The sequence below is a fragment of the Novosphingobium malaysiense genome, from assembly GCF_000802225.1.
Lineage (GTDB): Bacteria > Pseudomonadota > Alphaproteobacteria > Sphingomonadales > Sphingomonadaceae > Novosphingobium > Novosphingobium malaysiense.
In genome coordinates this window covers 219,241-245,441 of the sequence record NZ_JTDI01000004.1, presented here as the reverse complement: position 1 = coordinate 245,441, position 26,201 = coordinate 219,241, and the positions used below count along the sequence as shown (strand labels likewise).

Sequence of the window (26,201 nt, the reverse complement as noted above, 5' to 3'; positions counted from 1 at the left end):
ATGCCGATGGACGCCACAGAAATCGAAAGCCGCATCATGGCGGCCTTTCCCGATGCCAAAGTGCTGATGGTGGACATGGCCGGCGACGGCGACCACTGGGCCGCGCGTGTCACCTCTGCGGCGTTCGCCGGCAAGAGCCGCATCCAGCAGCACAAGATGGTTTATGCGGCGATCGGCTCGGACATGGGCGGCGAACTGCATGCCCTGGCGCTGCAGACCTTCGTTCCCGAAACCGCCGATGCTTCCAGCCAAGGAGACTGACCCGTGGCCACTTCAGACCGTATCCGCAAGCTCGTTACCGACAACGAGATCGTCGTCTTCATGAAGGGTGATCCGGCCGCGCCGAAATGCGGATTTTCCGCCGGTGTGGTCAAGGTTCTCGATGCCGTGGGCCGGCCCTACATCGGTGTCGATGTTCTGGAAGACCCTTTCCTGCGCGAGGGCATCAAGGAATATTCCGACTGGCCGACGCTGCCGCAGGTATACGTGAACGGTGAGTTCATCGGCGGCTGCGATATCGTGCGCGACATGTATGCCAGTGGTGAACTGCAGGCGCTGTTCGCCGGGGAAAGCGCCTGACCGTGGCGAGTCTCGCCCGCCTTGGCGATCCCCCCGGCATGGCAGGCCAGCGCCGGCTGCGCACCAGTACGCGCAACATGCTCGACGGCATAGTGACCGCCATCGTGCATGGACCGGTCAACGCCGAGGTGGGTTTGCTGGTCAACGACTGCATCGTCATCGATGCGCTGGTGACCAACTCTTGCATTGCCGCGCTGGACCTGCGCCCCGGCGGGCGTGCCGTCGCTCTGATAAACGCCAGTTTCATAACGTTGTTGGCGGACACGCCGGGGCTTCGCCTCTCGGCGCGCAACCTGATCGGCGGCACAGTGGTCGAAGTCACCGACAGTGCGGTCGAAAGCGAAGTCGTGATCGACATCGGCGGTGGCCGCGAACTGGCGGCGATCGTTACCGGGCACTCACGCCGCGAACTCGATCTCGTGCCCGGCGCGCAGACGCTGGCCTGTTTCAAGGCATCGCACATCATCCTCGCTGCAGAGGATTGATCGGACTGGTCCCGTCACGGCCGGCGGGCGCGTGACGGGGCCTCTTTTCAAAGACCGCCCAGTTGCACCAGCGGCGCAGCGCCCGCGCGGCCCAGGATGGTGTCGACCTTCTGGCGCACCGCTTCGATCTTGAGCGGCTTGAGCAGCGCTCCGGCGGCACCCGCCTTGAGAGCAGCGAGGCCAAGCTCCTCGTCTTCCATTCCCGCAACGATCAGGACGCGCGCGGACGGGTAGCGGACGGTGATTTCGCCGATCACTTCGATACCGTGCGCCTTGAGCATCGACATGCCCAGGATAAACACGTCGGGTAGCAACCAGTCCTGTCCCCGCTCATAGGCCTCGGCGAGACTGGAGAGTTCGTGCGTCTCGATCTCGTCGTGCAGCATGAACTGGAGGGCGGCGCGCGTGATCTCGTCCTCGTCGACGACGAAGATGCGGCGCTGGTCAACGGCCTTGGATGTTTCGACACCGATTTGCATGGGCTTCTCCATAGCTTGCGATGTCTCTTCACAAGCAAGTCGCGCGCCAATCCTGCTGCGCCGCAAAACCTGCGACTTTCCGCGCCGACAAGCCCACGCCGACATGTGTCCTTTGCGACAAACCCGCCTGTTTGTCCGCTTTGTCACACGGTCCGACACGAGCCGACACTGCTTCGAAAGGCGCGGGAATGCTGGCCTTTGCTGCGTCTGCGAGCGTTTGGCACGGGCATTGCAGAACAGCCGGTGCAGCGGCGTTAGGTCCGCTGACCCGCCGCAGGAGAACATGGGCGACGGGGAGAGCCGGAAGCGGGTGACCGCTTCCGGAGAACCGCGAAGAACAGCTTAGGAGCATGCAATGTCACTTCGTCAAATCGCCTTCTACGGCAAGGGCGGCATCGGCAAGTCCACCACCTCGCAGAATACCCTCGCCGCGCTCGCCGATCTTGGCCAGCGCATCCTCATCGTCGGCTGCGACCCCAAGGCCGACTCCACCCGCCTGATGCTTCACGCCAAGGCCCAGGACACCATCCTCTCGCTCGCCGCCGAAGCCGGCTCGGTCGAGGACCTCGAGCTCGAGGACGTGATGAAGATCGGCTACAAGGACATCCGCTGCGTTGAATCGGGCGGTCCCGAGCCGGGCGTCGGCTGCGCCGGTCGCGGTGTCATCACCTCGATCAACTTCCTCGAGGAAGAAGGCGCCTACGACGACATCGACTACGTCTCCTACGACGTGCTCGGCGACGTTGTCTGCGGCGGCTTCGCCATGCCGATCCGCGAGAACAAGGCTCAGGAAATCTACATCGTCATGTCGGGCGAGATGATGGCCATGTACGCGGCCAACAACATCTCGAAGGGCATTCTCAAGTACGCCAATTCCGGCGGCGTGCGCCTGGGCGGCCTCATCTGCAACGAGCGCCAGACCGACAAGGAGCTGGAACTGGCGGAATCGCTCGCCAGCAAGCTGGGCACCTCGCTCATCCACTTCGTGCCGCGCGACAACATCGTGCAGCACGCCGAGCTGCGCCGCATGACGGTGATCGAATACGCGCCTGAATCGAACCAGGCCGCCGAATACCGCCAGCTGGCCGAGAAGATCCACAACAACTCGGGCAACGGCATCATCCCGACCCCGATCACGATGGACGAGCTGGAAGACCTGCTCATGGAGCACGGCATCATGTCGGCCGTCGACGAAAGCCAGGTCGGCAAGGCTGCCGAAGTCGCCTGAGCCTGATCCGACACAAGGCCCGTCCCCCGCTTCCATGCGGGCGGGGGACGGTTCCCGGATCGACCCGGACTGACAGAAGCAGGCCCGGCAAAAGCAGGCCCGTTATAAGCAGGAGTGCATCGAAATGAGTGTCTCGAACCCGACAGACATCGCAGAAGTCAAGGAACGCAACCGGGCGCTGATCCAGGAAGTCCTTGAAGTCTACCCGGCCAAGGCCGCCAAGCGCCGCGCCAAGCATCTCAACGTGTCCGAAGAGGGCAAGAGCGACTGCGGCGTGAAATCCAACATCAAGTCCATCCCCGGCGTGATGACCATCCGCGGCTGTGCCTATGCCGGCTCGAAGGGCGTGGTCTGGGGCCCGATCAAGGACATGATCCACATCAGCCACGGCCCCGTCGGCTGCGGCCAGTACAGCTGGGCCGCCCGCCGCAACTACTACATCGGCACGACCGGCATCGACACCTTCGTGACGATGCAGTTCACCTCCGACTTTCAGGAGAAGGACATCGTCTTCGGCGGCGACAAGAAGCTCGCCAAGATCATCGACGAGATCGAGATGCTCTTCCCTCTGAACAAGGGCATCACCGTCCAGTCCGAATGCCCGATCGGCCTCATCGGCGACGACATCGAAGCCGTCTCCAAGATGAAGAGCAAGGAATACGAGGGCAAGACCATCGTTCCGGTCCGGTGCGAGGGCTTCCGCGGCGTTTCGCAGTCGCTTGGCCACCACATCGCCAACGACGCGGTGCGTGACTGGGTCTTCGACAAGGCCGGCGACAAGGAGCCGACCTTCGAACCTTCGCCCTACGACGTTGCCATCATCGGCGACTACAACATCGGCGGCGATGCCTGGTCCTCGCGCATCCTGCTCGAGGAAATGGGCCTTCGCGTGATCGCACAGTGGTCGGGCGACGGTTCGATCGCGGAACTGGAAGCGACGCCGAAGGCGAAGCTCAACGTCCTGCACTGCTACCGCTCGATGAACTACATCTCGCGCCACATGGAAGAGAAGTACGGTATCCCCTGGGTGGAATACAACTTCTTCGGCCCGAGCAAGATCGAGGAATCGCTGCGGAAGATCGCCAGCTACTTCGACGAGAGCATCCAGGAGAACGCCGAGAAGGTGATCGCCAAGTACAAGGCCCTGACCGAAGCGGTCATCGCCAAGTACAAGCCGCGCCTCGAAGGCAAGAAGGTCATGCTCTACGTCGGCGGCCTGCGTCCGCGCCATGTCATCGGCGCTTACGAGGACCTCGGCATGGAAGTGGTCGGTACCGGCTACGAATTCGGCCACAACGACGACTACCAGCGCACCGCCCAGCACTACGTCAAGGACGGCACACTGATCTACGACGACGTGACCGGCTACGAGTTCGAGAAGTTCGTCGACAAGATCCAGCCGGACCTCGTCGGTTCGGGCATCAAGGAAAAGTACGTCTTCCAGAAGATGGGCGTGCCGTTCCGCCAGATGCACAGCTGGGACTACTCGGGCCCCTACCATGGCTACGACGGCTTCGCGATCTTCGCCCGCGACATGGACATGGCGATCAACTCGCCCGTCTGGTCGATGGCGCCGACGCCCTGGAAGCGGGACGACGGCGACTCCTACGCGATCGCGGCCGAGTGACCGGCTCTTCCAACTCTTTCTGACAGGAGGCTTCGATGCCCCAGGACGCAAATCAGGTTAAGGACCATTTCGAGCTGTTCCGCGGTGAGGAATACACCGACATGCTCGCGAAGAAGAAGGCCGAGTTCGAGAACCCGCATCCCGCAGAGGAAGTGGCCAAGGTTCGCGAATGGGCCAAGACCGAGGAGTACAAGGATCTCAACTTCAGCCGCGAGGCGCTGACGATCAACCCCGCCAAGGCGTGCCAGCCGCTGGGTGCCGTCTTCGCCGCGGTGGGCTTCGAAAGCACGCTGCCGTTCGTTCACGGATCGCAGGGCTGCGTCGCCTACTACCGCTCGCACTTCTCGCGCCACTTCAAGGAGCCGACCTCGTGCGTCTCCTCGTCGATGACCGAGGATGCGGCGGTGTTCGGCGGGCTCAACAACATGGTCGACGGCCTCGCCAACGCCTACAACATGTACAAGCCCAAGATGATTGCGGTCTCCACGACCTGCATGGCGGAAGTCATCGGGGACGACCTCAACGCCTACATCAAGACCGCGAAGGAAAAGGAATCGCTTCCGCAGGAATTCGATGTTCCCTTCGCACACACCCCGGCTTTCGTCGGCAGCCACATCACCGGCTACGACAATGCCATGAAGGGCATTCTCGAGCACTTCTGGGATGGCAAGGCCAATACCGTCGACAAGATGGTGCGCGAGCCCAACGGCAAGATCAACTTCCTGGGCGGGTTCGACGGCTATGCGGTCGGCAACCTGCGTGAAGTGAAGCGCATCTTCGACATGATGAAGATCGAGTACACGATCCTCGGCGACCAGTCCGACGTCTGGGACACCCCGACCGACGGCGAGTTCCGCATGTACGACGGTGGCACCACGCTGGAGGATGCGGCGAACGCGCTCCACGCCAAGGCAACGATCTCGATGCAGCAATACTGCACCGAGAAGACGCTGCCCTTCATTGCCAACCATGGGCAGGAAACGGCAGCGTTCAACCACCCGATCGGTGTCGAGGCGACCGACAGCTTCATCATGGAAGTTGCCCGGCTCGCCGGGGTCGAGATCCCCGATGAACTTGCCAAAGAACGCGGCCGGCTGGTCGACGCCATCGCCGACTCCAACGCCCACATCCACGGCAAGAAGTTCGCGATCTACGGCGATCCGGACCTCGCTTATGGCCTCGCCAAGTTCGTGATGGAACTGGGCGGCGAGCCGGTCGTGGTACTCGCCACCAACGGCGGCAAGGCCTGGGCAGCGAAGATGCAGGAACTGTTCGACTCCTCGCCCTTCGGCGCGAACTGCAAGGCCTATCCGGGCAAGGACCTGTGGCACATGCGCTCGCTGCTGTTCACCGAGAAGCCGGACTTCCTGATCGGCAACACCTACGGCAAGTACCTTGAGCGCGACACCGGCGTGCCGCTGATCCGGATCGGCTTCCCGATCTTCGACCGGCACCACAAGCACCGCTACCCGGTGTGGGGCTATCAGGGTGGTCTCAACGTCCTGGTGACGATCCTCGACCGGATCTTCGAGCACATGGACGCGACCACCAACGTGCCCAGCAAGACCGACTACAGCTACGACATCATCCGCTGATGTCGAAGGCTCCAGCCGGGCTCCGTTCGCAACAATCCTGAGATGAGGTGGCTACAATCATGACGACCTTGAACCAGACCATCCAGGACGTGTTCAACGAGCCCGGCTGCGGCAAGAACCAGGCGAAGTCGGAGAAGGAACGCAAGAAGGGCTGCACCAAGCAGCTTCAGCCCGGGGGCGCGGCCGGCGGCTGCGCCTTCGACGGGGCGAAGATCGCGCTCCAGCCGATTACCGACGTCGCCCATCTGGTGCACGGGCCGATCGCCTGCGAAGGCAATTCCTGGGACAACCGGGGCGCCAAGTCCTCCGGCTCCTCGCTCTACCGCACCGGCTTCACCACCGACATGACCGAGAACGACATCGTGTTCGGCGGCGAGAAGCACTTGTTCAAGGCGATCCGCGAGATCGTCGAGAAGTACGCGCCGCCGGCGGTCTTCGTCTACCAGACCTGCGTGCCGGCGATGATCGGTGACGATATCGACGCGGTCTGCAAGGCCGCCGCCGCTAAGTTCGGCACGCCGTGCATCCCGATTCAGTCGCCCGGCTTCGTCGGGCCCAAGAACCTCGGCAACAAGCTCGCGGGCGAGGCGATGCTCAAGCACGTCATCGGTACCGAGGAGCCTGAACACACGACGCCCTACGACATCAACATCATCGGCGAATACAATCTGGCCGGCGAACTGTGGCAGGTGAAGCCGCTGCTCGATGAACTGGGCATTCGCATCCTCTCCTGCATCTCCGGCGATGCGAAGTACAAGGAAGTCGCCTGGTCGCACCGCGCCAAGGCGGCGATGATGGTCTGCTCCAAGGCGATGATCAACGTCGCCCGCAAGATGGAGGAGCGCTACGACATCCCCTTCTTCGAGGGCAGCTTCTACGGCATCGGAGACATGTCCGACAGCCTGCGCGAGATCGCCCGGCTGCTGATCGAGCGCGGCGCCGATCCCGAACTGATGGACCGCACCCAGGCCGTTATCGCCCGCGAGGAAGCCCGCGCCTGGGCGGCCATCGAGCCTTACCGCGAACGGCTCACCGGCAAGAAGGTTCTGCTCGTGACCGGCGGCGTGAAGAGTTGGTCGGTGGTTGCCGCGCTGCAGGAAGCCGGCATGGAAATCGCCGGCACCTCGATCAAGAAGTCCACCAAGGAGGACAAGGAGAAGATCAAGAAACTGATGGGCGACGATGCCCACATGTTCGACGATCTCACCCCGCGCGAGATGTACCGCAAGCTGAAGACGGCCGAAGCGGACATCATGCTTTCCGGTGGCCGTTCGCAGTTCGTCGCGCTCAAGGCGACGATGCCGTGGATGGACATCAACCAGGAACGCCACGCGGCCTTTGCCGGCTATCACGGCATGGTCGAGATGGTGAAGGAAATCGACCGGACCCTGTCCAACCCCGTCTGGCAGGAAGTCCGCCGTCCGGCACCGTGGGAGAGGGCCGGCGCTGCGTCATGGATGGACCGGGCAATCGACGAAGATAGCCTCCCTGCAACCGCGACTGGTCCCACCGATCAGGGCAGGGAGGCCGCATAACCATGGCGCAGGTCGTAAAATCCACCAAGGCCTGCACGGTCAACCCGCTCAAGATGAGCCAGCCGATCGGCGGTGCGCTGGCCTTCATGGGCATGCGCGGGACGATGCCGCTGCTGCACGGCTCGCAGGGATGCACCAGCTTCGGCCTCGTGCTCTTCGTCCGCCATTTCCGCGAGGCGATTCCGCTGCAGACGACGGCCATGTCCGAGGTCGCAACGGTGCTCGGCGGGTTCGAGAATGTCGAGCAGGCGGTGCTCAACATCGTCAAGAAGACCAATCCCGAACTGATCGGCATCTGCTCGACCGGCGTGACCGAAGTGAAGGGCGACGACCTCAAGGGCTTCGTCAGGAGCATCCGCCAGCGCCATCCCGAACTGGACGGTGTCGCGCTGGTCCAGTGCTCGACCCCGGACTTTTCCGGCGCCTTCGAGGATGGCTGGTCGAAGGCCGTCACCGCGATGATCGAGGAACTGGTGCCCGAAGCACTTGCAGCCTCCCGCGATGCGAAGCGCGTCAATGTGCTGCCCGGATGCCACCTGGCACCGGGCGACATCGACGAGATGCGCGATGTGATCGAGGCGTTCGGGCTGGAGCCGACGTTCCTGCCCGACCTGTCCGGCTCGCTCGACGGGCATATTCCCGAAGATTTCACTCCGACCACCCTCGGCGGCACCGGCTGCGAGGAGGCGCGGGGCATGGGGCTTGCCGGCTGGACCATTGCCATCGGCGAGCAGATGCGAACCCCAGCAGAGGCGCTCGAACGGCGCAGTGGTGTCCCCTACCGGCTGTTCGAGCGTCTCACCGGGCTTGGCGCCTGCGACGAGTTCATGCTGTTCCTCAGCGAAATCTCGGGCCAACCGGTGCCGCGCAAGTACCGCCGCCAGCGTGGGCAGCTCGTCGATGCCATGCTGGACGGGCACTTCCACATCGGCGGGCGCCGCTTTGCCATCGGGGCCGAGCCTGACCTGCTCTTTGCGCTGACCTCTACGCTGACGGAAATGGGCGGGCTGGTTGCCTCGGCGGTGACGACAACGACTTCCCCGATCCTCGCTAAACTGCCGTGCGAGACGGTGCTGCTTGGCGATCTGGAGGACCTGGAGAGCGGCGCGGCCGACGCCGACATTCTCGTCACGCACAGCCATGGCCGTCAGGCGGCCGAGCGGCTGCACCTGCCGCACTATCGCATCGGCATTCCGATGTTCGACACGCTGGGCGCGGCGCATCTCGTTACGGTCGGCTATCGCGGCACCCGCGACCTGATCTTCGCCATCGGCAACATGCTGATGAACCGCCACCACGAGCCTTCGCCCGACGACTGGCGCGATGCTTGGCCGGCGGCGTCCCCCGTTTCACCCGAGCCCGCAAAGGAGCTTGTCCCATGAAAGTCGCATTTGCCACACAGGATCTGGAACGGATCGATGCCCACTTCGGCTGGGCCCGAAACCTCGCCATCTACGACCTGACGCCCGAGGGCTGGTCGCTCGACCGGGTCGAGGAGTTCTCCGGTGAGCTCAATGAGGACGGCAACGAGGACAAGCTCGAACCCAAGCTCAAGGCGCTGCAGGGCGTGGCGATCCTCGTGGTCGGCGCCATCGGCGGCTCGGGCGCGGCGCGCGTCGTCGCCCAGAACATTCACCCGATGAAAGTGGCCGAGCCCGAACCGATCGAGGGCATGCTCGAAAAGCTGCGGCAGGTCTTGAACGGCACGCCGCCGCCCTGGCTGCGCAAGGTGCTCGCCAAGAGCGGCGAGCGCGATTTCGATTTCGAAGAAGAGGAAGCGTGAGATGACCGAAGCCATCGTTGAACAGCCGGTTGAAGAGCCCAAGGTGGAAGGCTTCGCCGCCGCGCTGGTACGCCAGATGCGCGCCGAGGACACGCACGGGCACTGGGAGCGCAAAAGCGACGCGCAACTGCTCGAACCCTTCATTCTCGACAAGGAAAAGCGCCGCGCGATCCCGATCATCGGCGATCCCGATCCCGACACGCTCTGGCGGCTCCAGCTGTTCTATGGCGCGCTATGCCTGGAAATCGAGCGGCTCACGCGGCGCATGGTCCAGCCGATGATGAAGATGAGCCACGAGGGCTTCGGCCGCATGGTCCTGATCGGCGGCCGCCTTGTCGTGCTCAACAAGCAGCTTCGCGACGTTCACCGCTTCGGTTTCGACAGCATCGAGAAGCTCAATGCCGAGGCGGAAAAGATGCTCGGTCAGGCCGTCGGCATGATCGAGAAATTCCCGGAAGTCGCGGACTACTGAGGGAGACCCGGAAGATGTCCGATGTCGAAACTTTGAAAGCCGAAGTGAAGAAGCTTTCGGCGAAGGCCATGCAGGCCAAGATGGACCTGCACGATCTTTCCGAGGAGCTGCCGGTCGGTGTCGAGAACGTCATGGTCACGGCCGAGCGGGTGCGCGATGCCTATGCCGCGCTGTCCGACAAGCGCGCCGAACTGAAGGCGCTGGAGGCGGCGGCGTGACCGGGTTCCTTACCCGCGGCGGGCGCGAATGGGCGCCTGACTACCTCATGAGCATCGACCCGGAGGTGTGCATCGGCTGCGGGCGCTGCTTCAAGGTCTGCGGCCGCGACGTAATGACGCTCAAGGGCGTGAACGAGGATGGTGATGTCGTCGATCTCGATGATGATGACGACGATGAAATCGAAAAGCGTGTGATGGCGATCACTGATGCCGATGCCTGCATCGGCTGTGGTGCCTGCGCGCGCGTCTGCCCGACCAACTGTCAGACGCACGCAGCTGCGGCCTGACAGGACAGAAGAACAGGTCGGCGGACAAAAGGAGAGGGCCCGGAGGAGTGCGATGAACTGACGAGGAGAACGGTGATGGGACGTGCGGAATCGATCTATGCGGAGCTTCTCTGGCAGGGCGGGAACGCGCATGTGCCGCCTTTCGATGTCCACCTCGCGTCCTGCATCCTCGCCTTGTCGTTGTACGAGTCCGAACACGAGGGCCTGAGCCTGGCCGATGCCACCGGACTCGACGGTGAAGAACTCAACGAACTGTGCCGCCTCGTCTTCCCGCACGTCTGCCTGCCCGAAGCGGGCGAGGCCACCGTGGGCAGGGAGGAGCAGGCATTGCGCGACATCCTCTGGATGAACTGTTCCGAAGCCTCCGTATTCGAACTGCTGCTCACCCGGCTTGTCGCGCGGCGGTGCCAGCGTCCGAACCATCTGTGGCAGGATCTTGGCCTTGCCAGCCGCACCGAACTCTCGATGCTGATGGAACAGCACTTTCCGCGCCTGGCGATGAAGAACAGCGCGGACATGAAGTGGAAGAAGTTCTTCTATCGCATGATGTGCACGTCCGAGGGTTTTCGCCTTTGTTCGGCGCCGGTCTGCACCGAATGCGACGATTTCGACGCCTGCTTCGGGGCGGAGGATGGCGAAGCGCTGCTCGCCCGGATCGCTAACGGCAAGACAACCGTACCACAGGAGATGCGCCAGTGAAGCAGGACCCCGAAGCCGCGATCATGGCGATGGTGCGCCGGTTCTATGCGCTGTCGCTCGATGACGACCTGTTGGGCCCGATGTTCCGCGCCGAGATATCCGATTTCGATGAGCATTACGGCATTGTCGCGGACTTCTGGTCGCATTCGTTGCTCGGCACGGATCGCTACAAGCGCGGTACGCCTTATACGCATCACGTCGGCCTCAAGGTCGAGGAAGCGCACTTCGACCGCTGGATGGCGGCGTTCGAACAGGCGGTAGGCGAGGCACTTCCCGACGATCTGGCCGGCCTTGCCATGCAGCGCGCCCGGCACATGACCGAGAGCTTCAAGATGGGCATGCTGCCCTTGCCGACCCCGAAGGTCCGGCCCGCGGGCGCGCCGGCATGATGGCAGGCGAACTTTTCGCCGTCTGTGCGCTGGAGGACATTCCCAACCGCCGGGCTGTGCCCTTCGTTCTTGCGCGGCGCAATGAAAGCGGTGACGTGGGGCCCTGGCCGATCTTCATCCTGCGCTGGGGCCGCAACGTCCGCGCTTACGAAAACCGCTGCCCGCATCAGGATACCAATCTCGACTGGGAGCAGGGCGAGTTCCTCGACGGGGAGGGCACGCGCATCCAGTGCGGCAAGCACGGCGCGCTGTTCGATCTCGGTTCCGGCGAATGTGTCGACGGTCCTTGCAGGGGGCAGCGCCTGACCGCCATCGACACGGTCATCGACGATGAGGACGATATCTGCCTGACGGGCATCGATCTGGTCGAGGACGACGATTTCGACAGCGGGCAGGGGCTGGAATAGATTTGTCCGGCCGGAATTGATCGCTGTCATCGCACCGATCGCATTCGGGAGTAGCATCGCCGGCATGACTCGCATCCTGATCATCGACGGCCACCCAGATCGCGCCGAACACTTCCTCCACGCCGCGGCAGACGCCTATGCCGAGGGGGCGGAAACCGGTGGGCACGACGTGCGCCGCATCGAAGTCGCCAGGCTCGACTTTCCGCTGATCCGCTCGGAGGAGCAGTATCATGCGGAGGACGTGCCCTACGACATATCAGCCGCGCAGCAGGCGATCCGATGGGCCGAGCACATCGTCGTGCTCTATCCGCTGTGGCTGGGGGAAACGCCGGCCTTCTTCAAGGCATTCCTCGAACAGGTGGCGCGGCCAAGCTTCGCCTTCGCCCCGAACGAGGGCGGCTTTCCCAAGGGCACGCTGGAAGGCCGCTCGGCGCGCATGATCGTGACGATGGGAATGCCGGCGCCGGTCTATAAGCTCTACTACGGCGCCCATGGCGTGAAGAGCTTCAAGCGCAACATCCTGGAATTCGTGGGGATAGATCCGGTGCGCTATGCGGTCATCGGCTCGGTCGACGGGCCGGAGAAGCATCGGACGCGGTGGCTGGCACGGCTGCACCGCTGGGGCGAACAGGCGCACTGACCACCGCGTCCCGCATGCATCAGACCGGACGGTTCTCGTTGCGGTTGCGCACCGGCTCCATCGTCGCGACGCCGTCCTCGTAGCTCAGTTCCGGATACGCCATGGTTTCGTCGGCCAGAGCATTCAGGACGTGCTCGAGCTTTTCCGGACCGCTCATCTTCTTCACGTCGTTCTTCTCGATACCGACGAGTTCCAGCGTTTCCTTCCACACCGTCGATTCATCGAGCGGCAGGATCTTGGCGGTGATCCCGCCGGGCAGGGGCACGGTGTACTGCTTCAGGAAATCGATGTTGTTCACGAAGAACAGGTAGGTGCCTTCGGGCACCAGAAAGTCGGCGAGTACCTCTGCCACATCCTTCAGCCATGCGAAGTTGTGCAGATAGCCGGCCATGACCGGGATCTTGCCGGACGCGGCATCGGCGACGGCGAGCACCTGTTCTAGCGAATAGGCGGGCGGGCGCGCCTCATCGGCAACCTGGTCCTGAAAGGCGAGGGCGATGTCGCCGCGAAAGCCGAAGGTCCCGGCCTTGGGCAGCGGCTCCTTCAGGACGGCGTTGAGCAGGCGGTGCTGGGCGGCAAGCGTGCCGAAGGCCGTGTCCTCGAGGCGCACGGTTTCGAGTGTGGTCATTGTGATCTCCTGGTGAACTTGCGCGATAGTTCGTGCGCGCGCCCTACACGCAAGAACCGGGCCGTTTGGGCTTTGCCTGCCCTGTCGGTGCTCCGACACAAGGGCTTTGTGTGCATCGCAACATTTGCGCTGTTGGGATTGTGCCAAAGCCGACATGTCCGCGTCGCATTCCTGTCGGCCATTCGCGCTTTTCCGAGGCTTTGCGCAGTTGGCACGGTGCTTGCTGCAATGCCCTCACGGAAATCCCTAGCGAGAGTGGCAGACGATGATCGTACTCACCGACAGTGCCGTGAATGCCGTCCGCAACGCCATAGAGCAGGCAGACGCCGAGCCGGCGGGCCTGCGTATCCAGGTCGAGGCGGGTGGGTGTGCTGGCTACAAGTACATGATGGGCCTCGTGGGCGCGCCCGAGGCGGATGACGCGGTCGTTCAGAGCGATGGCGTCAGCGTTTTCATCGATCCGACGAGCCAGCCGCTGCTGGCAGGGACCACGATCGATTTCGTGGTCGCGCTCGAAGGCTCGGGCTTCACTTTCGACAACCCCAACGCATCGAACAGCTGCTCATGCGGCAAGTCATTTGGCTGACGGAGACCGGCAATGTGGGAATATAGCGAAAAGGTCAAAGACTACTTCTTCAACCCCAAGAACAGCGGGGTCCTGGAGGACGCGGACGGCGTCGGCGACGTCGGCGCGCTGAGCTGCGGCGATGCGCTGCGGCTGATGATCAAGGTCGATCCGGTCACCCAGATCATCACCGACGCCCGATTCCAGACTTTCGGTTGCGGCTCGGCGATTGCCAGCTCCTCGGCACTGACCGAGCTGATCATCGGCAAGACTATCGAAGAAGCGATGAAGATATCCAATCAGGACATCGCCGACTTCCTGGGCGGCCTGCCGCCGGAAAAGATGCACTGCTCGGTCATGGGCTACGAGGCGCTTCAGGCCGCCGTCGCTAACTACCGCGGCGAGGAATGGGTGGACGATCACGAGGAAGGCGCGCTGATCTGCAAGTGCTTCGGTGTCGACGAAGGCATGATCGAGCGTACCATCCGCTCCAATACCCTGACCCGCGTGGAAGACATCACCAACTTCACCAAGGCCGGCGGCAGCTGCGCTACCTGCGCGGAAGACATCGAGGCCGTGCTTGAGCGCGTCAATGCCGAGATGGTCGAGGACGGTGTGATCGCGGCTGATGCGGCTTTCGTGCCGGGCCCGGTTCCCGTGCTCGCCAAGCCGAAGAAGATTGTCGCTGCGAAGTCCGAGAAGCAGCCGCTTACCACGTTGCAGAAGATCCGTCTGATCGAGGAGACGATCGAGGAAATCCGTCCCTCGCTCCAGCGGGACGGCGGCGACTGCGAACTGGTCGATGTCGAAGGCAACCGGGTGATCGTCAAGCTCACCGGTGCCTGTGTCGGCTGCCACCTGTCTAGCGCCACGATCGAGGGCGTGCAGGCCCGCCTTGTCGAGGCGGTCGGCATTCCGCTGCTCGTCGTTCCCGCCGCCCCCGTGCACTGATCGAAAGGACCCGCGCCATGGCCCCCGAACCGGTCTATCTCGACAACAACGCCACCACCCGCTGCGACCCGGCCGTGGTGGAGGCGATGCTTCCCTACTTTTCCGAGCAGTTCGGCAATGCGTCGTCGATGCATGCCTTCGGCGCGGAAGTCGGCGGCGCGCTGGCCAGGGCGCGCAAGCAGCTCCAGGCGCTCTTGGGCGCCGAGTTCGACCATGAGATCGTCTATACCTCGGGCGGTACCGAGGCGGACAACATGGCGATCCTCTCGGCGCTCGAAACGCAAGGCGAGCGCAACGAGATCGTGACCTCGGCGGTCGAGCACCCGGCAGTGCTGAGCCTCGTGGCGCATCTCGAGAAGACCGGGCGGGCCAAGGTCCACATCATCGGCGTGGATGCCAAGGGCCGTCTCGACATCGAGGCCTATCGCAAGGCGCTCGGCCCGAAGACCGCGATCGTCTCGATCATGTGGGCCAACAACGAGACCGGTACGATCTTCCCGGTCGAGCAGCTCGCACAGCTTGCCCATCAGGCAGGCGCGCTGTTCCACACCGATGCAGTGCAGGCGGTCGGCAAGATCCCGATCAACATGGCCGAGAGCGAAATCGACATGCTCTCGCTGTCGGGCCACAAGCTGCACGGTCCCAAGGGTATCGGCGCGCTCTATGCCCGCAAGGGCACCCGCCTGCGTCCGCTGATCCGGGGCGGGCATCAGGAACGCGGTCGCCGTGCCGGGACCGAGAATGCGCCGGCCATCATCGGCCTGGGCAAGGCGGCCGAACTGGCGCTCGAACACATGAACGACGAGCAGACCCGTGTCGCCGGGCTGCGCGACCGGCTCGAAAAGGGACTGCTCCAGCGCATCGGCAACTCGTTCGTTACCGGCGACACCGAGAACCGCCTGCCGAACACCGCCAATGTCGCGTTCGAATATATCGAGGGCGAGGCGATCCTGCTGTTCATGAACCGCGAGGGTATTGCCGCCAGCTCCGGCTCGGCCTGTACCTCGGGCTCGCTTGAACCCAGCCATGTGCTGCGGGCTATGAACGTGCCCTACACCGCCGCCCACGGCGCCATCCGCTTCTCGTTCAGCCGCGAGAATGACGAGACCGACGTGGACCGCGTGCTCGAAGCCATGCCGCAGATCATCGACCGCCTGCGCGAGATGTCACCGTTCTGGCGCGAGCGCGACAAGGCCGACGCCGGTTTCAATCCGACTTATGCCTGACCCCGCCATCTGAGGAGGATCTGCAAATGCCCGCCTATCTGCCCCGTGTCATCATCAACGACAGCACGCTGCGCGATGGCGAGCAGTCGCCCGGTGTCGCCTTCACGTTGGAAGAAAAGCTCGCAATCGCCGCTGCGCTCGAAGCGGCGGGGATCGACGAGATCGAGGCGGGCACGCCGGCGATGGGCGGGCAGGAGATCGAGGCGATCGCGGCCATGGTCGCGCAGGCCAATACCGCCGAAGTGATCCCCTGGTGCCGGATGACCCGCACCGATGTCGAAGCTGCTGCACTGACCGGGGCTTCGCGGGTACACCTCTCGGTACCGGTCTCGGATCGCCAGATACACGCCAAGTTCGGTACCGGCCGCGCCGATGTGCTCACCCGCGTCGCCGATGTCGTCGGCTATGCCCGCGAACTGGGCCTGCGGGTCTCGGTCGGCGGCGAGGATGCCAGCCGGGCCGATCTCGATTTCCTCAAGCGCGTCGTTGTCGCGGTCGAGGAAGCCGGCGGGCACCGGTTCCGCTTCGCCGACACGCTCGGCGTGCTCGATCCCTTCGGGACCTGCGACCTCTTCCGCGAACTGGCGCGCGAAACCGATATCGAGCTGGAATTCCACGGGCACGACGATCTCGGCCTCGCCACGGCCAACACGCTTGCCGCGGTGCGTGGCGGAGCGACCCATGTCAGCGTCTGCGTGCTCGGCCTAGGCGAACGGGCGGGCAATGCCCCGCTGGAGGAAGTCGTGACCGGGCTCGGCGAGACGCTGGGCCGCCTGACGGGCGTGAACCTGGCGCAGCTTCCCGCGCTGGCGACGCTGGTGGCCGAGGCAGCATGCCGCGCCATTCCGGAGAACAAGCCGATTGTCGGTTCGATGGTGTTCAGTCATGAATCCGGCATCCACGTCTCGGGCCTGCTGCGCGATGCTGCCACTTACGAGGCGCTCGATCCGGTGCGCTTCGGGCGTGAACGTCGCATAGTGTTGGGCAAGCACTCAGGCCGCGCTGCGCTGCGCTCCACACTGCGCTCGATCGGGCTCGAATGCGACCACGAACGCATGGAGCGTCTGCTGGCCGAAGTCCGCGCGCGGGCCAGTCTGACCAAGCGGCCGGTGGAATTGGCCGATCTCGCGCTGCTGCACGGCGCATCGGCGATGGAAGGGGCGGTGTGATGCCGTACTCCACGCTCATCGATCAGGTCGCGCCAGCCTCGCCCCCGCGCAAGCCTTCGTTGCTGGCGATGATCCGCGACGACATCGCCTGCGTGGTGGCGCGCGATCCGGCGGCGAGCGGCACGCTGGAGATCGTGCTGACCTATCCGGGCGTCCATGCCATCGTCTGGCACCGCATCGCGCATCGCCTGTGGCAACGCCGCCTGCGCTTTCCGGCCCGCTTTCTCGCCTGGTTCGCGCGGCTGCTGACCAACGTCGACATTCACCCGGCCGCGACCATCGGCCGCCGCTTCTTCATCGATCACGGCGCCGGCGTGGTCATCGGCGAGACTGCCGAGATCGGCGACGACGTGACGCTTTACCATGGCGTGACATTGGGCGGCACGAGTTGGTCCCCCGGCAAACGCCATCCGACACTGGAAGACGGCGTACTCGTCGGTTGCGGCGCGAAGATTCTCGGTCCTATCACGGTCGGCAAGGGCGCGCGTGTCGGCGCGAACAGCGTGGTCGTCGATCCGGTGCCGCCGGCGATGACCGTGATCGGTATTCCCGGCCGGCTGGTGCGCGCCGCTTCTGACCGCCGCCGCGTCGGCGGGCGCATCGATCTCGATCATCATCTGATGCCCGATCCGGTCGGCGAAGCGATTTCCGAACTGCTCGACCGGATCGACTTTCTCGAAATGCGCCTCGCCCATCGCGAAGGCCGCGAACCCACTTGCGAGGAGGACATCCATGAGCCTGCTTGACGATCTGCAAGGCCTGTCCAGCGCGGAGGACTTCTTCACGTTCCTCGGCGTGCCCTACGAGCCCTCGGTGGTGCATGTCGCCCGGCTGCACATCATGCGGCGCATGGGGCAGTACCTGCGCGGCAGCGAAGTCGAAGGCGCGCTGGAAGCGGCCGACGATGAAGCGCTCTTCGCGCTGTGCCGCGATCATCTGGCGCAGGCCTATGAGGACTTCGTCGGCTCCTCGCCGATCGCGGAGCGCGTGTTCAAGGTCCACAAGGACGCGGTCCTGCCCAAGCCCGAACCGAACGCGCCGTTTGTCCCGCTAACCGCCCTTACCGGCCAACCCCTTTCTGCAGGAGAGTGACCATGCATATCGTTGTATGCATCAAGCAGGTCCCCGATAGCGGCCAGATCCGCGTCCACCCCGTGACCAACACGATCATGCGTCAGGGCGTGCCGACGATCATCAATCCCTACGATCTCTTCGCGCTCGAAGAGGCGCTGCGCCTCAAGGACAAGCTGGGCGCGACGGTTACCGTGCTGACCATGGGCCCGCCCACGGCCGCGGATTCTCTCCGCAAGGCCCTGACGTTCGGTGCCGACCGCGCGGTGCTGCTGACCGACCGCTATTTCGCCGGGTCGGATACGCTGGCCACCAGTTTCGCGCTGTCGATGGCGCTCAAGAAGGTCGCCGAAGAGTTCGGCAAGCCCGAGATCATCTTCACCGGCAAGCAGACCATCGATGGCGATACCGCGCAGGTCGGCCCCGGCATCGCCAAGCGGCTGGATTACAACCAGCTCACCTACATTTCCCGGATCGTCGAGACCGATCTCGACGGCGGCAAGATCACAGTCGAACGGCGCGCGGAAGGCGGGCTGCAGGTTCTCGAAACGAAGCTGCCGGTGCTCATCACCATGCTGGAAGCCAGCAACGAGATGCGCCGCGGCTCGATCGAGAATGCACTGATCGCCGCCCGCGCCGATGTCGTCACCTGGAATGCCGAAGCAGTCGGCATCGAGGATCTGACCAAGTGCGGACTGCGCGGCTCGCCGACCATCGTGAAAAAGGTCTTCGCGCCCACGGCCCGTACGGAAAAGGCCGAAATCGTCGAAGCCGAAGGCAAGGCCGACGCCAGGGCGGCGGCGCTTGTCGAAGCCATTTTCGCCAAAGCTCCGGCCGTGGAGAGCGACCTGCTCGAACACGCCGCGCAGCACTACGTCTGAAGGAGGAACGACCATGGCCGAGGAGAAGAAACCCGCTCCCGCCGCTGGTGGAGGGCGTGCCAATACCAAGAAGGAACTGCCCGAGCACTTCAAGGCGTACAAACACGTCTGGGTCGCGGTCGAGATCGAGCACGGTCAGGTCCATTCGGTGTCGTTCGAACTGTTGGGTGAGGGCCGGAAGCTGGCCGACAAACGCGGTGTGGAACTCGCGGCAGTGGTTATGGGCGATGACCGGGCCAGCCTGGACGAGGCCGCCAAGGCCAGCTTCGAATATGGCGCGGACTGCGTCTATATCGTGCAGGACCCGGCGCTGAAGCACTACCGCAACGAGACCTCGACCAAGGTCCTCACCGATCTGGTCAACACCTATCAGCCGGAAATCCTGCTGCTGGGGGCGACCAACCTCGGTCGCGACCTCGCCGGCTCGGTGGCCACGACGCTGAAAACGGGCCTGACCGCCGATTGCACCGAACTCGCTATCGACGACGAAGGCTCGCTCGCGGCCACCCGCCCGACCTTCGGTGGATCGCTGCTCTGCACGATCTTCACGCTCAACTTCCGCCCGCAGATGGCGACCGTGCGCCCGCGCGTTCTTGCCATGCCGGAGCGCGAAGAAGGCCGCACCGGCAAGATCATCGAGTTCGATCCGAAGCTGGTCGAGGACGACGTCATCACCAAAGTGCTCGACTTCATTGCCGACCGCGATACCGACAAGGCGAACCTGCCTTATGCGGATATCGTCGTCGCCGGCGGACTGGGGCTCGGTTCGGCCGAGAACTTCCAGCTGGTGAAGGAACTGGCCGAGGTGCTGGGTGCCGAATACGGCGGCTCGCGCCCGCTGGTGCAGAAGGGCTGGATTACGTCGGACCGCCAGATCGGCCAGACCGGCAAGACAATCCGGCCCAAGCTCTACATCGCCGCCGGTATCTCCGGCGCGATCCAGCATCGGGTCGGCGTCGAGGGCGCCGACCTGATCGTGGCGATCAATACCGATCCCAATGCGCCGATCTTCGAGTTCGCGCACCTGGGTATCGTGGCCGACGCCGTCACCCTGCTGCCCGCGCTGACCGACGCCTTCGCGGCGCGGCTGCGCGTCAACCGTCTTGCAAGCTGAGGAGGCTCCGATGGGCGAATTCAACAAGCCGTTCGACGCCATCGTCGTGGGGGCAGGACCCTCCGGCAATGCCGCCGCCTATGTGATGGCCAAGGAAGGCCTCAACGTTCTGCAGATCGAGCGCGGCGAATACGCTGGCTCCAAAAACGTGCAGGGCGCGATCCTCTATGCCGATGCGTTGGAACAGATCATCCCGGAATTCCGCGACGAAGCGCCGCTCGAGCGTCATGTGATCGAGCAGCGCATGTGGACGATGGACGACAAGTCGCACACCGGCATGCATTACCGGTCCGACGACTTCAACGAAGAGAAGCCGAATCGCTACACCATCCTGCGCGCGCAGTTCGACAAGTGGTTCTCCTCCAAGGTGAAGGAAGCCGGCGCCCTCGTGCTCTATGAAACCACCGTGACGGAACTGGTCCGCGACTTGTCGGGCAAGGTGATCGGCGTGCGCACCGACCGGCAGGGCAGCCCGATCATGGCCAACGTCGTGGTTCTGGCCGAAGGCGTGAACGGGCTCGTCGGCCAGCGTTCGGGTCTGCGCGATGAAGTAGCGCCTGAAAGCGTCGCGCTCGCGGTCAAGGAAATGCACTTCCTGCCGCGCGAGACGATCGAGGCGCGCTTCAATCTCTCCGGCAATGAAGGCGTCGTGATCGAGGCCATGGGCACGATCACCAAGGGCATGACGGGCACCGGCTTCCTCTACACGAACGAGGAATCGATATCGGTGGGCATCGGCTGCATCGTCTCCGACTTCGCCGAAACCAACGTGACGCCGAACGAACTGCTCGAGGCGTTCAAGAACCACCCCTCGATCAAGCCGCTGCTGGCGGACTCGGAGTGCAAGGAATACGCCGCGCACCTCATTCCCGAGGGCGGCTACAAGGCGATCCCGCAGTTGACCGGGGCGGGCTGGATCGTCGTCGGGGATGCCGGTCAGTTCGTGAATGCGGTTCATCGCGAGGGTTCCAACCTCGCCATGACGACCGGCCGCGTAGCCGCGGAAACCGTCGTCTCGCTCACCCGCAAACGCGAGGAAATGACGGCGGCGAACCTTGCCGAGTACGAAAAGCGCCTCGCGCAGTCCTTCGTCATGAAGGACCTCAAGAAGTACAAGGGCATTCCCGAGCTGCTTCACAAGAACAAGGGCAACTTCTTCGGTACCTATCCCAGGCTGCTGAGCCAGGCGATGCAGACCTGGTTCCGCGTCGACGGGATCGACAAGGTCTCCAAGGAGAAAGCCATCTTCCGCAATTTCCGCGAGACGCGGTCCTTGTGGGGCATGATGGGCGACGCCTTCCGGGTGGTCCGCGCCTGGCGCTGAGCCGATGACGACAGCATTTCCCGAATTTGGATGAAACGAGGAGCAGGCAGATGAGTGACGTGATGACGGCGCCGCGCGCCAAGGTTGAGGAAAAGCTCTTCCAGAACCGCTATCTGGTCGATGCAGGCCGGCCGCACATCAAGGTGAAGGCGCACACCACGCCTTCGGCGAGCCTGCTGGCAATGACGACATTGTGCCCGGCCGGCTGCTACACGCAGACCGAATCGGGGCAAGTGGAAGTCGCTGCAGACGGCTGCCTGGAATGCGGGACCTGCCGGATCGTGACCCGCAAGACCGGCGAAATCGAGTGGAACTATCCACGCGGCGGGTTCGGCGTTCTGTATAAGTTCGGATAAACACTGGACTTTACGATAACGCAATTGAGAGTCTTTATCACTTTAAAGAAAGTGACATAGACGCTTGTAGAATCGCCGGAAAACTGAGACTTTTTTACTTCAACGCCCAGTGTCCCGGCAGTCGACCGGGAAGTTGCAAGCGGCGGTTGGAGAAGATGGCCTGGCGGTAATGAACTCTTCCGTCATGGGTGGTCTCGTGATCAGCTATTCGAACCCGTCACCGTCCGGATCCTACGTGAACACGTATAGCCGACAGCCGAGCCATACGCGGGCCGACATGGCCTTGCGCGGGGTTTATGAAATCTCCAAGGTGCTGGCCGTGCCGGGCCGGCTGGAGACCACGCTCGCCAATGTCCTGACGCTGCTGTCCAGCTTTCTCGACATGCGCCACGGTCTCGTCACCATCCTCGATGAGGAAGGCACGCCGATCAATGTCGTGGGTATCGGCTGGCGTGAGGAACGGGCAGGGGCCTGGTTCGGCCGATTGCCCGAGCAGGCGGTGGACCGGATTTTCGCCACCGGAATGCCGGTCGTGGTCCAGAACATGCAGAAAAGCTCGCTTTTCCCTGGTTGGCGTTTCGACGGGCCGATCGAACCCGATGGGCGCGTGTCGTTCATCGGCGTACCGATCAAGGACCGCAACGCCGTCGTCGGCACGCTTACGATCGAACAGGTCTGGGATGAAAGCACGACCTATCATGCCGCCGACGAGGACGTGCGTTTTCTCACCATGGTTGCCAACCTCATCGGGCAGACCATCCGTCTGCTGGAAATGGTCCAGCGGGATCGTGAGCGGCTGATGGAACAGCAGCGGATGCTGGAAAAGGGGCTGGTCCGAGAAGCTCCGGCTTCCGGTTCCGGCGCGAAGAAGGGCAAGGCCGGCAAGACGGGTATCGTCGGGTCGAGCCCGGCGCTCCAGAATGCCCTGCAGCAGATCCGGCGGGTCGCCCGCAGCCATTCCGCCGTACTGCTGCGCGGCGAATCCGGCACCGGCAAGGAGCTGTTTGCCCGGGCCACGCACGATTTCTCGCCGCGCGCGAAGAAGCCGTTCATAAAGCTCAACTGCGCCGCGCTGCCGGAATCCGTGCTGGAATCGGAACTGTTCGGGCACGAGAAGGGCGCCTTCACTGGCGCTGTTGCCCAGCGCAAAGGCCGCTTCGAGCTGGCCGATGGCGGCACGCTGTTTCTCGACGAGATCGGCGACACGACGCAGGCGTTTCAGGTCAAGCTGCTGCGCGTATTGCAGGAAGGCGAGTTCGAGCGCGTGGGTGGCACCCAGACCATCAAGGTCGATGTTCGCCTTGTCTGCGCCACCAACCGCAACCTGGAGGAAATGGTCTCCAGGGGCGAGTTCCGCGCGGATCTCTATTACCGCATCAACGTCGTCTCGGTCCGCCTGCCGGCCCTGCGCGACCGGCGCGAGGACATTCCCCAGCTCGCGCGGGAATTCCTGCGCCGCTTCGACGACGAGCACCACACCGAACACCAGCTTTCGCCCTCGGCGATTCGGGTGCTGGAAAGCTGCTATTTCCCCGGCAACGTGCGCGAACTGGAAAACTGCATTCGCCGTACAGCCACCCTCGCGCACGAAGATCGCATTGCCGAGGATGACTTCGCCTGCCGCCACGATGAGTGTCTTTCCGCCACCCTCTGGAAATCGGCGGTTTCGCCCCCATTCCCGATCGTTCAGCCGCGCACAGGCGAGGCGCCACCTGCCCGAGCCGACGTGCCACCACCGTTCTCGGCGGAACGAGACCTGATCGAAGACACGCCCGTCGACAACGTCAAGGTCGGACAGCGCGAATTGATGAAGGCGCTCGAGGCGACCGGTTGGGTACAGGCCAAGGCAGCACGGATGCTCGGCCTGACGCCCCGCCAGATCGGCTATGCGATCCGCAAGTACGGTATTGAAGTGCGCCGGTTCTGACAGCCGTCCGCCTCCTGCAGGCTGATCGTCAAAGCTGCCGTTTTTCCAGCTTGCGCGCCAGAGTGCGGCGGTGAAGGCCTAGACGGCGGGCGGCTTCGGAAATGTTGAAGTCGCACTCGACCAGCGTCTGGTGGATGTATTCCCACTCCAGCGTCTTGATAGAGCTCTTGCGCCCGTCGACCGGCACTTCCGGATTGCCTTGCGCGCTTGAAAATGCGGCTTCGATGTCGTCGGTGTTGGACGGCTTGGCTAGATAGTGCGCCGCGCCCAGCTTGATCGCCTCGACGGCAGTGGCGATGCTGGCATAGCCGGTGAGCACGACGATCAGGGTGTCGGGCCGCAAGGCGTGGAGCGACTGCACGACGGCCAGCCCGGAATCGTTGCCGAGCTTCAGATCGATCACCGCGTAGTCGAAGTCCGTTTCCTTCGCCTGTTCATCGGCTTCCTGTGCCGATGCGGCGGACGATACGCGATAGCCCCGGCGCTCGAACGAGCGGCGCAGCGTGCGGCCGAATGCCGGATCGTCCTCGACGATGAGGAGCGTGGCGCCGCCGTCCTGCTCTGTGCTCATGCCGGTTTCTCCTTCTGGTAGGCCAGCGCTGCAAGCGGCAGCGTGATCCGTACCGTCGCGCCGCCGGTTTCGCGGTTCTCGACCGTGACCTGGCCGCCCAGCTTGCGTACCACGTTGAAGACAAGAAACAGCCCCAGCCCGCCGCCATCGCGCCCTTTGGTGGAGGCGTAGGGCTGACCGACGCGGGCGAGCATTTCGGGCGCGAAACCGGGGCCTTCGTCGCTGACGGTAATCAGCAGGTCGTCGTTTTCGCGTGCAATTTCAAGAAGGACGAGGGCAGGAGAGACCTCCTGCGCATTGTCGATCACGTTGCCGATGATCTGGCGCAGGCCGGGGTCGGCAACGATGGCGACGTCGTCTCCGAAGCTGTCGACGAAGTGCAGCTCGCCGTCGATGCGCGATTGCCAGTCGGCGACGATGTCGGCGAAGAGAGCGTGCACGGTCGAAACACCGGGATTTTCTCCGCGAAGGTCGCCCGCGGACATCAGGATGCCGCTGACGATCGTCTTGCAGCGTTCCAGCTCGACCCGCATGTCGGCAAGATCCTCGCCGAGTTCGGCGTTGGAGGCGATGGCGGGCAGGTGGGCCCAGTCGCCGAGGATCACCGACATCGACGACAGCGGCGTGCCAAGTTCGTGCGCGGCGCCGGAAGCGAGCAGGCCCATGCGGATGATATGGTCTTCCTCGGTCGCCTGCTGCCGCAGCGCTTCGAGCGCCATGTCGCTTTCGCGCCGGTTGCGGTCGAGCCGGACGACGAAGAATACCAGCAGTACGGCGGCGAGAATGAAGCAGAACAGACTGCCGAGCTGGTAGAGGTGGAACTGGTTGGCAGCGTGCCGTGCGGGAAGGTCCAGAGGGACATAGGCGAAGGTCAGGAAGACCATCGCAAGACATGCCAGAACCGCGATGATCCAGCTCCAACGCGGTTGCAGGATCACCGCGCCTATCACGATCTGCAGCAGGAACAGGAACGTGAAGGGATTGGTGGCGCCGCCGCTGTGATAGAGCTGCCAGCATAGCGCGAGAACGTCGATCACGAGCGCCGCGAAGAGTTCCTGCTGCGAGAAGTCCTGCCGTCGCTGCAACAGGCTGGCGGTCGCGAAATTGACCAGAATGAGCAGCAGCGGCGCCATCAGCAGCGGCATCAGGGGCAGGCGCGCATCTAGGATCTGCGCCACGGCCACGATGGTCGCAAGCTGGCCGAATACGGCTATCCAGCGCAGTTGCAGCAGTAGCAGGACATTGCGCCAAGTCGCGCTGCGCGTCGGCGGAACGGGGGCGATCAGGCGCATCATCACACTGTGCGCGTTTTGCGCCGCCAGACAAGGCCCATCCCGACAAGCGAGAGCAGTGCCATCGCGAACCAGGTCAGGGCATATTGCAGGTGGTTGTCGGGAAACCGGATGACCGTGAGCCCGGGAACGGGCTTGGGAATGCCGGAGGGGCTCGTCGCCGTTTCGGTCTGCGCATCGACGAAGACGGGGGCGGCATCGGTGACATGCCTGGCTTTGGACAGCGCTGCCACGTCGCGCGAATACCAGCGGTCGTCCTGCGGCCGGTTGGACTGGAGCAGGCTGCCGCCCGGTTCGCTGGACCGGACGAGACCGACGACGCTTACCGGCCCCGTGGGCGTCGCCCTGCCGGCCTGCGCCGCCGTTGTGCCCGAGGGCACGAAGCCGCGGTTCACCCAGACCGTGCGCCCGTCGTCGAGGTGCATCGGGGTCATCGTCCAGTACCCGGTACCTAGCTCGGTCGCGGCGCGGACGAGGGCGGTCTGCGATCCGGCGTAAGTGCCCGCAAGCTTCACGTGGAGGTAGTTGAAGGCTTTCGGGGGCTGCGCGGTCAGACGCTTGCGGGAAGGCAGTTCTACCGGGGCGGCATGAACGCGGGCATCGACGCGGGCGATGAGGGCATGCTTCCAGTGCATGCGCTGCACCTGCCAGACGCCCAGCGCCACGAAGGCGGCGAACGCGAGCAGGAGGAACAGGGTAAGGC

General features: G+C 63.8%; 32 protein-coding genes. 27 read left to right on the top strand and 5 right to left on the bottom strand.

Annotation, left to right across the window (positions count from 1 at the left end):
* The 3 genes from LK12_RS15450 to LK12_RS15440 are packed head-to-tail and all read left to right on the top strand — an operon-like array spanning position 1 to position 1,064.
* Positions 1 to 261 (top strand): BolA family protein, encoded by a 261-nt coding sequence (locus LK12_RS15450; RefSeq protein ID WP_039285929.1) that lies wholly within the window; start codon positions 1 to 3, stop codon positions 259 to 261.
* A gap of 3 nt (positions 262 to 264) precedes the next feature.
* The gene (grxD, locus tag LK12_RS15445) at positions 265 to 579 is read left to right on the top strand and encodes a Grx4 family monothiol glutaredoxin (RefSeq protein WP_039285928.1); all 315 of its coding nucleotides are present in this window, start codon (positions 265 to 267) and stop codon (positions 577 to 579) included.
* 2 nt (positions 580 to 581) lie between these two features.
* The gene (locus LK12_RS15440) at positions 582 to 1,064 is read left to right on the top strand and encodes a TOBE domain-containing protein (RefSeq protein WP_231568377.1); all 483 of its coding nucleotides are present in this window, start codon (positions 582 to 584) and stop codon (positions 1,062 to 1,064) included.
* Positions 1,065 to 1,111: 47 nt separating this feature from the next.
* Here LK12_RS15440 and LK12_RS15435 read toward each other — a convergent pair whose 3' ends face one another.
* A complete protein-coding gene (locus LK12_RS15435) occupies positions 1,112 to 1,543 on the bottom strand; it encodes a response regulator (RefSeq protein WP_039285926.1) in 432 nt (143 codons plus the stop codon).
* Positions 1,544 to 1,898: 355 nt separating this feature from the next.
* On the opposite strand from LK12_RS15435, the gene nifH reads away from it, so the two are divergent.
* The 13 genes from nifH to LK12_RS15370 all read left to right on the top strand — a co-directional run bounded on the left by nifH (position 1,899) and on the right by LK12_RS15370 (position 12,423).
* Positions 1,899 to 2,771, top strand: coding sequence for a nitrogenase iron protein (gene nifH, locus LK12_RS15430; RefSeq protein WP_039285924.1), 873 nt, complete (start codon positions 1,899 to 1,901; stop codon positions 2,769 to 2,771).
* 124 nt (positions 2,772 to 2,895) lie between these two features.
* Positions 2,896 to 4,398 carry a nitrogenase molybdenum-iron protein alpha chain gene (gene nifD, locus LK12_RS15425; protein ID WP_039285921.1) on the top strand — a complete coding sequence of 501 codons (1,503 nt, stop codon included), beginning with the start codon at positions 2,896 to 2,898 and terminating at the stop codon, positions 4,396 to 4,398.
* A 35-nt stretch (positions 4,399 to 4,433) separates the two neighbouring features.
* Entirely contained in the window at positions 4,434 to 5,993 is a 1,560-nt protein-coding gene (nifK, locus tag LK12_RS15420) for a nitrogenase molybdenum-iron protein subunit beta (protein WP_039285919.1), read from the top strand.
* Between the two features lie 59 nt (positions 5,994 to 6,052).
* Positions 6,053 to 7,528 carry a nitrogenase iron-molybdenum cofactor biosynthesis protein NifE gene (gene nifE, locus LK12_RS15415; protein ID WP_082010532.1) on the top strand — a complete coding sequence of 492 codons (1,476 nt, stop codon included), beginning with the start codon at positions 6,053 to 6,055 and terminating at the stop codon, positions 7,526 to 7,528.
* Between the two features lie 2 nt (positions 7,529 to 7,530).
* Complete coding sequence (gene nifN / locus LK12_RS15410; RefSeq protein WP_039285916.1) at positions 7,531 to 8,910, top strand: nitrogenase iron-molybdenum cofactor biosynthesis protein NifN; 1,380 nt, start codon at positions 7,531 to 7,533, stop codon at positions 8,908 to 8,910.
* Complete coding sequence (nifX, locus tag LK12_RS15405; protein ID WP_039285914.1) at positions 8,907 to 9,311, top strand: nitrogen fixation protein NifX; 405 nt, start codon at positions 8,907 to 8,909, stop codon at positions 9,309 to 9,311. Before nifN ends, nifX begins: the two co-directional genes overlap by 4 nt.
* Before the next feature lies 1 nt (position 9,312).
* Positions 9,313 to 9,783: a NifX-associated nitrogen fixation protein gene (locus LK12_RS15400; RefSeq protein ID WP_052223446.1), complete on the top strand. Its 471-nt coding sequence runs from the start codon at positions 9,313 to 9,315 to the stop codon at positions 9,781 to 9,783.
* Positions 9,784 to 9,797: 14 nt separating this feature from the next.
* Positions 9,798 to 10,001 (top strand): CCE_0567 family metalloprotein, encoded by a 204-nt coding sequence (locus LK12_RS15395; protein WP_039285913.1) that lies wholly within the window; start codon positions 9,798 to 9,800, stop codon positions 9,999 to 10,001.
* The gene (fdxB, locus tag LK12_RS15390) at positions 9,998 to 10,288 is read left to right on the top strand and encodes a ferredoxin III, nif-specific (RefSeq protein WP_039285911.1); all 291 of its coding nucleotides are present in this window, start codon (positions 9,998 to 10,000) and stop codon (positions 10,286 to 10,288) included. Before LK12_RS15395 ends, fdxB begins: the two co-directional genes overlap by 4 nt.
* Positions 10,289 to 10,363: 75 nt before the next feature.
* Positions 10,364 to 10,987 carry a nitrogen fixation protein NifQ gene (locus LK12_RS15385; protein WP_039285909.1) on the top strand — a complete coding sequence of 208 codons (624 nt, stop codon included), beginning with the start codon at positions 10,364 to 10,366 and terminating at the stop codon, positions 10,985 to 10,987.
* Complete coding sequence (locus LK12_RS15380) at positions 10,984 to 11,376, top strand: group III truncated hemoglobin (RefSeq protein ID WP_039285907.1); 393 nt, start codon at positions 10,984 to 10,986, stop codon at positions 11,374 to 11,376. The genes LK12_RS15385 and LK12_RS15380 overlap by 4 nt, the downstream gene beginning before the upstream one ends.
* Positions 11,373 to 11,783: a Rieske (2Fe-2S) protein gene (locus tag LK12_RS15375; RefSeq protein WP_039285904.1), complete on the top strand. Its 411-nt coding sequence runs from the start codon at positions 11,373 to 11,375 to the stop codon at positions 11,781 to 11,783. The genes LK12_RS15380 and LK12_RS15375 overlap by 4 nt, the downstream gene beginning before the upstream one ends.
* A 64-nt stretch (positions 11,784 to 11,847) precedes the next feature.
* A complete protein-coding gene (locus LK12_RS15370) occupies positions 11,848 to 12,423 on the top strand; it encodes an NAD(P)H-dependent oxidoreductase (protein ID WP_039286135.1) in 576 nt (191 codons plus the stop codon).
* Between the two features lie 19 nt (positions 12,424 to 12,442).
* Here the strand turns inward: LK12_RS15370 and LK12_RS15365 are convergent, their stop codons facing one another.
* On the bottom strand, positions 12,443 to 13,051 hold the full coding sequence (locus LK12_RS15365; protein ID WP_039285901.1) for a hypothetical protein: 609 nt from the start codon (positions 13,049 to 13,051) through the stop codon (positions 12,443 to 12,445).
* 265 nt (positions 13,052 to 13,316) lie between these two features.
* On the opposite strand from LK12_RS15365, the gene LK12_RS15360 reads away from it, so the two are divergent.
* The 11 genes from LK12_RS15360 to nifA all read left to right on the top strand — a co-directional run bounded on the left by LK12_RS15360 (position 13,317) and on the right by nifA (position 23,635).
* Positions 13,317 to 13,637, top strand: coding sequence for a HesB/IscA family protein (locus LK12_RS15360; RefSeq protein ID WP_039285898.1), 321 nt, complete (start codon positions 13,317 to 13,319; stop codon positions 13,635 to 13,637).
* A gap of 12 nt (positions 13,638 to 13,649) precedes the next feature.
* The gene (gene nifU / locus LK12_RS15355) at positions 13,650 to 14,567 is read left to right on the top strand and encodes a Fe-S cluster assembly protein NifU (protein WP_039285895.1); all 918 of its coding nucleotides are present in this window, start codon (positions 13,650 to 13,652) and stop codon (positions 14,565 to 14,567) included.
* A 17-nt stretch (positions 14,568 to 14,584) separates the two neighbouring features.
* Positions 14,585 to 15,793, top strand: coding sequence for a cysteine desulfurase NifS (gene nifS, locus LK12_RS15350; RefSeq protein WP_039285892.1), 1,209 nt, complete (start codon positions 14,585 to 14,587; stop codon positions 15,791 to 15,793).
* A gap of 26 nt (positions 15,794 to 15,819) precedes the next feature.
* Positions 15,820 to 16,962, top strand: coding sequence for a homocitrate synthase (nifV, locus tag LK12_RS15345; protein WP_039285889.1), 1,143 nt, complete (start codon positions 15,820 to 15,822; stop codon positions 16,960 to 16,962).
* Positions 16,962 to 17,708 carry a serine O-acetyltransferase gene (cysE, locus tag LK12_RS15340; protein WP_052223445.1) on the top strand — a complete coding sequence of 249 codons (747 nt, stop codon included), beginning with the start codon at positions 16,962 to 16,964 and terminating at the stop codon, positions 17,706 to 17,708. Before nifV ends, cysE begins: the two co-directional genes overlap by 1 nt.
* A complete protein-coding gene (gene nifW, locus LK12_RS15335) occupies positions 17,695 to 18,054 on the top strand; it encodes a nitrogenase stabilizing/protective protein NifW (protein ID WP_039285886.1) in 360 nt (119 codons plus the stop codon). Before cysE ends, nifW begins: the two co-directional genes overlap by 14 nt.
* A gap of 2 nt (positions 18,055 to 18,056) precedes the next feature.
* Entirely contained in the window at positions 18,057 to 18,914 is an 858-nt protein-coding gene (locus LK12_RS15330) for an electron transfer flavoprotein subunit beta/FixA family protein (RefSeq protein WP_039285884.1), read from the top strand.
* 13 nt (positions 18,915 to 18,927) lie between these two features.
* On the top strand, positions 18,928 to 20,028 hold the full coding sequence (locus LK12_RS15325; RefSeq protein ID WP_039285881.1) for an electron transfer flavoprotein subunit alpha/FixB family protein: 1,101 nt from the start codon (positions 18,928 to 18,930) through the stop codon (positions 20,026 to 20,028).
* A 10-nt stretch (positions 20,029 to 20,038) separates the two neighbouring features.
* Positions 20,039 to 21,352, top strand: a complete 1,314-nt coding sequence (locus LK12_RS15320) for an FAD-dependent oxidoreductase (protein ID WP_039285878.1) — start codon at positions 20,039 to 20,041, stop codon at positions 21,350 to 21,352.
* Between the two features lie 50 nt (positions 21,353 to 21,402).
* The gene (locus LK12_RS15315; RefSeq protein WP_039285875.1) at positions 21,403 to 21,708 is read left to right on the top strand and encodes a ferredoxin family protein; all 306 of its coding nucleotides are present in this window, start codon (positions 21,403 to 21,405) and stop codon (positions 21,706 to 21,708) included.
* A 169-nt stretch (positions 21,709 to 21,877) separates the two neighbouring features.
* A complete protein-coding gene (gene nifA, locus LK12_RS15310; protein ID WP_231568376.1) occupies positions 21,878 to 23,635 on the top strand; it encodes a nif-specific transcriptional activator NifA in 1,758 nt (585 codons plus the stop codon).
* Between the two features lie 28 nt (positions 23,636 to 23,663).
* On the opposite strand, the gene LK12_RS15305 is transcribed toward nifA, so the two are convergent.
* From LK12_RS15305 to LK12_RS15295, 3 genes are read right to left on the bottom strand one after another with little or no spacing between them, the layout of a single operon-like run.
* On the bottom strand, positions 23,664 to 24,206 hold the full coding sequence (locus LK12_RS15305; protein WP_039285872.1) for a response regulator transcription factor: 543 nt from the start codon (positions 24,204 to 24,206) through the stop codon (positions 23,664 to 23,666).
* The gene (locus tag LK12_RS15300; protein ID WP_407938169.1) at positions 24,203 to 25,498 is read right to left on the bottom strand and encodes an ATP-binding protein; all 1,296 of its coding nucleotides are present in this window, start codon (positions 25,496 to 25,498) and stop codon (positions 24,203 to 24,205) included. The genes LK12_RS15305 and LK12_RS15300 overlap by 4 nt, the downstream gene beginning before the upstream one ends.
* Positions 25,499 to 25,500: 2 nt before the next feature.
* A complete protein-coding gene (locus tag LK12_RS15295; protein WP_039286128.1) occupies positions 25,501 to 26,184 on the bottom strand; it encodes an SURF1 family protein in 684 nt (227 codons plus the stop codon).
* Positions 26,185 to 26,201: the final 17 nt, after the last annotated feature.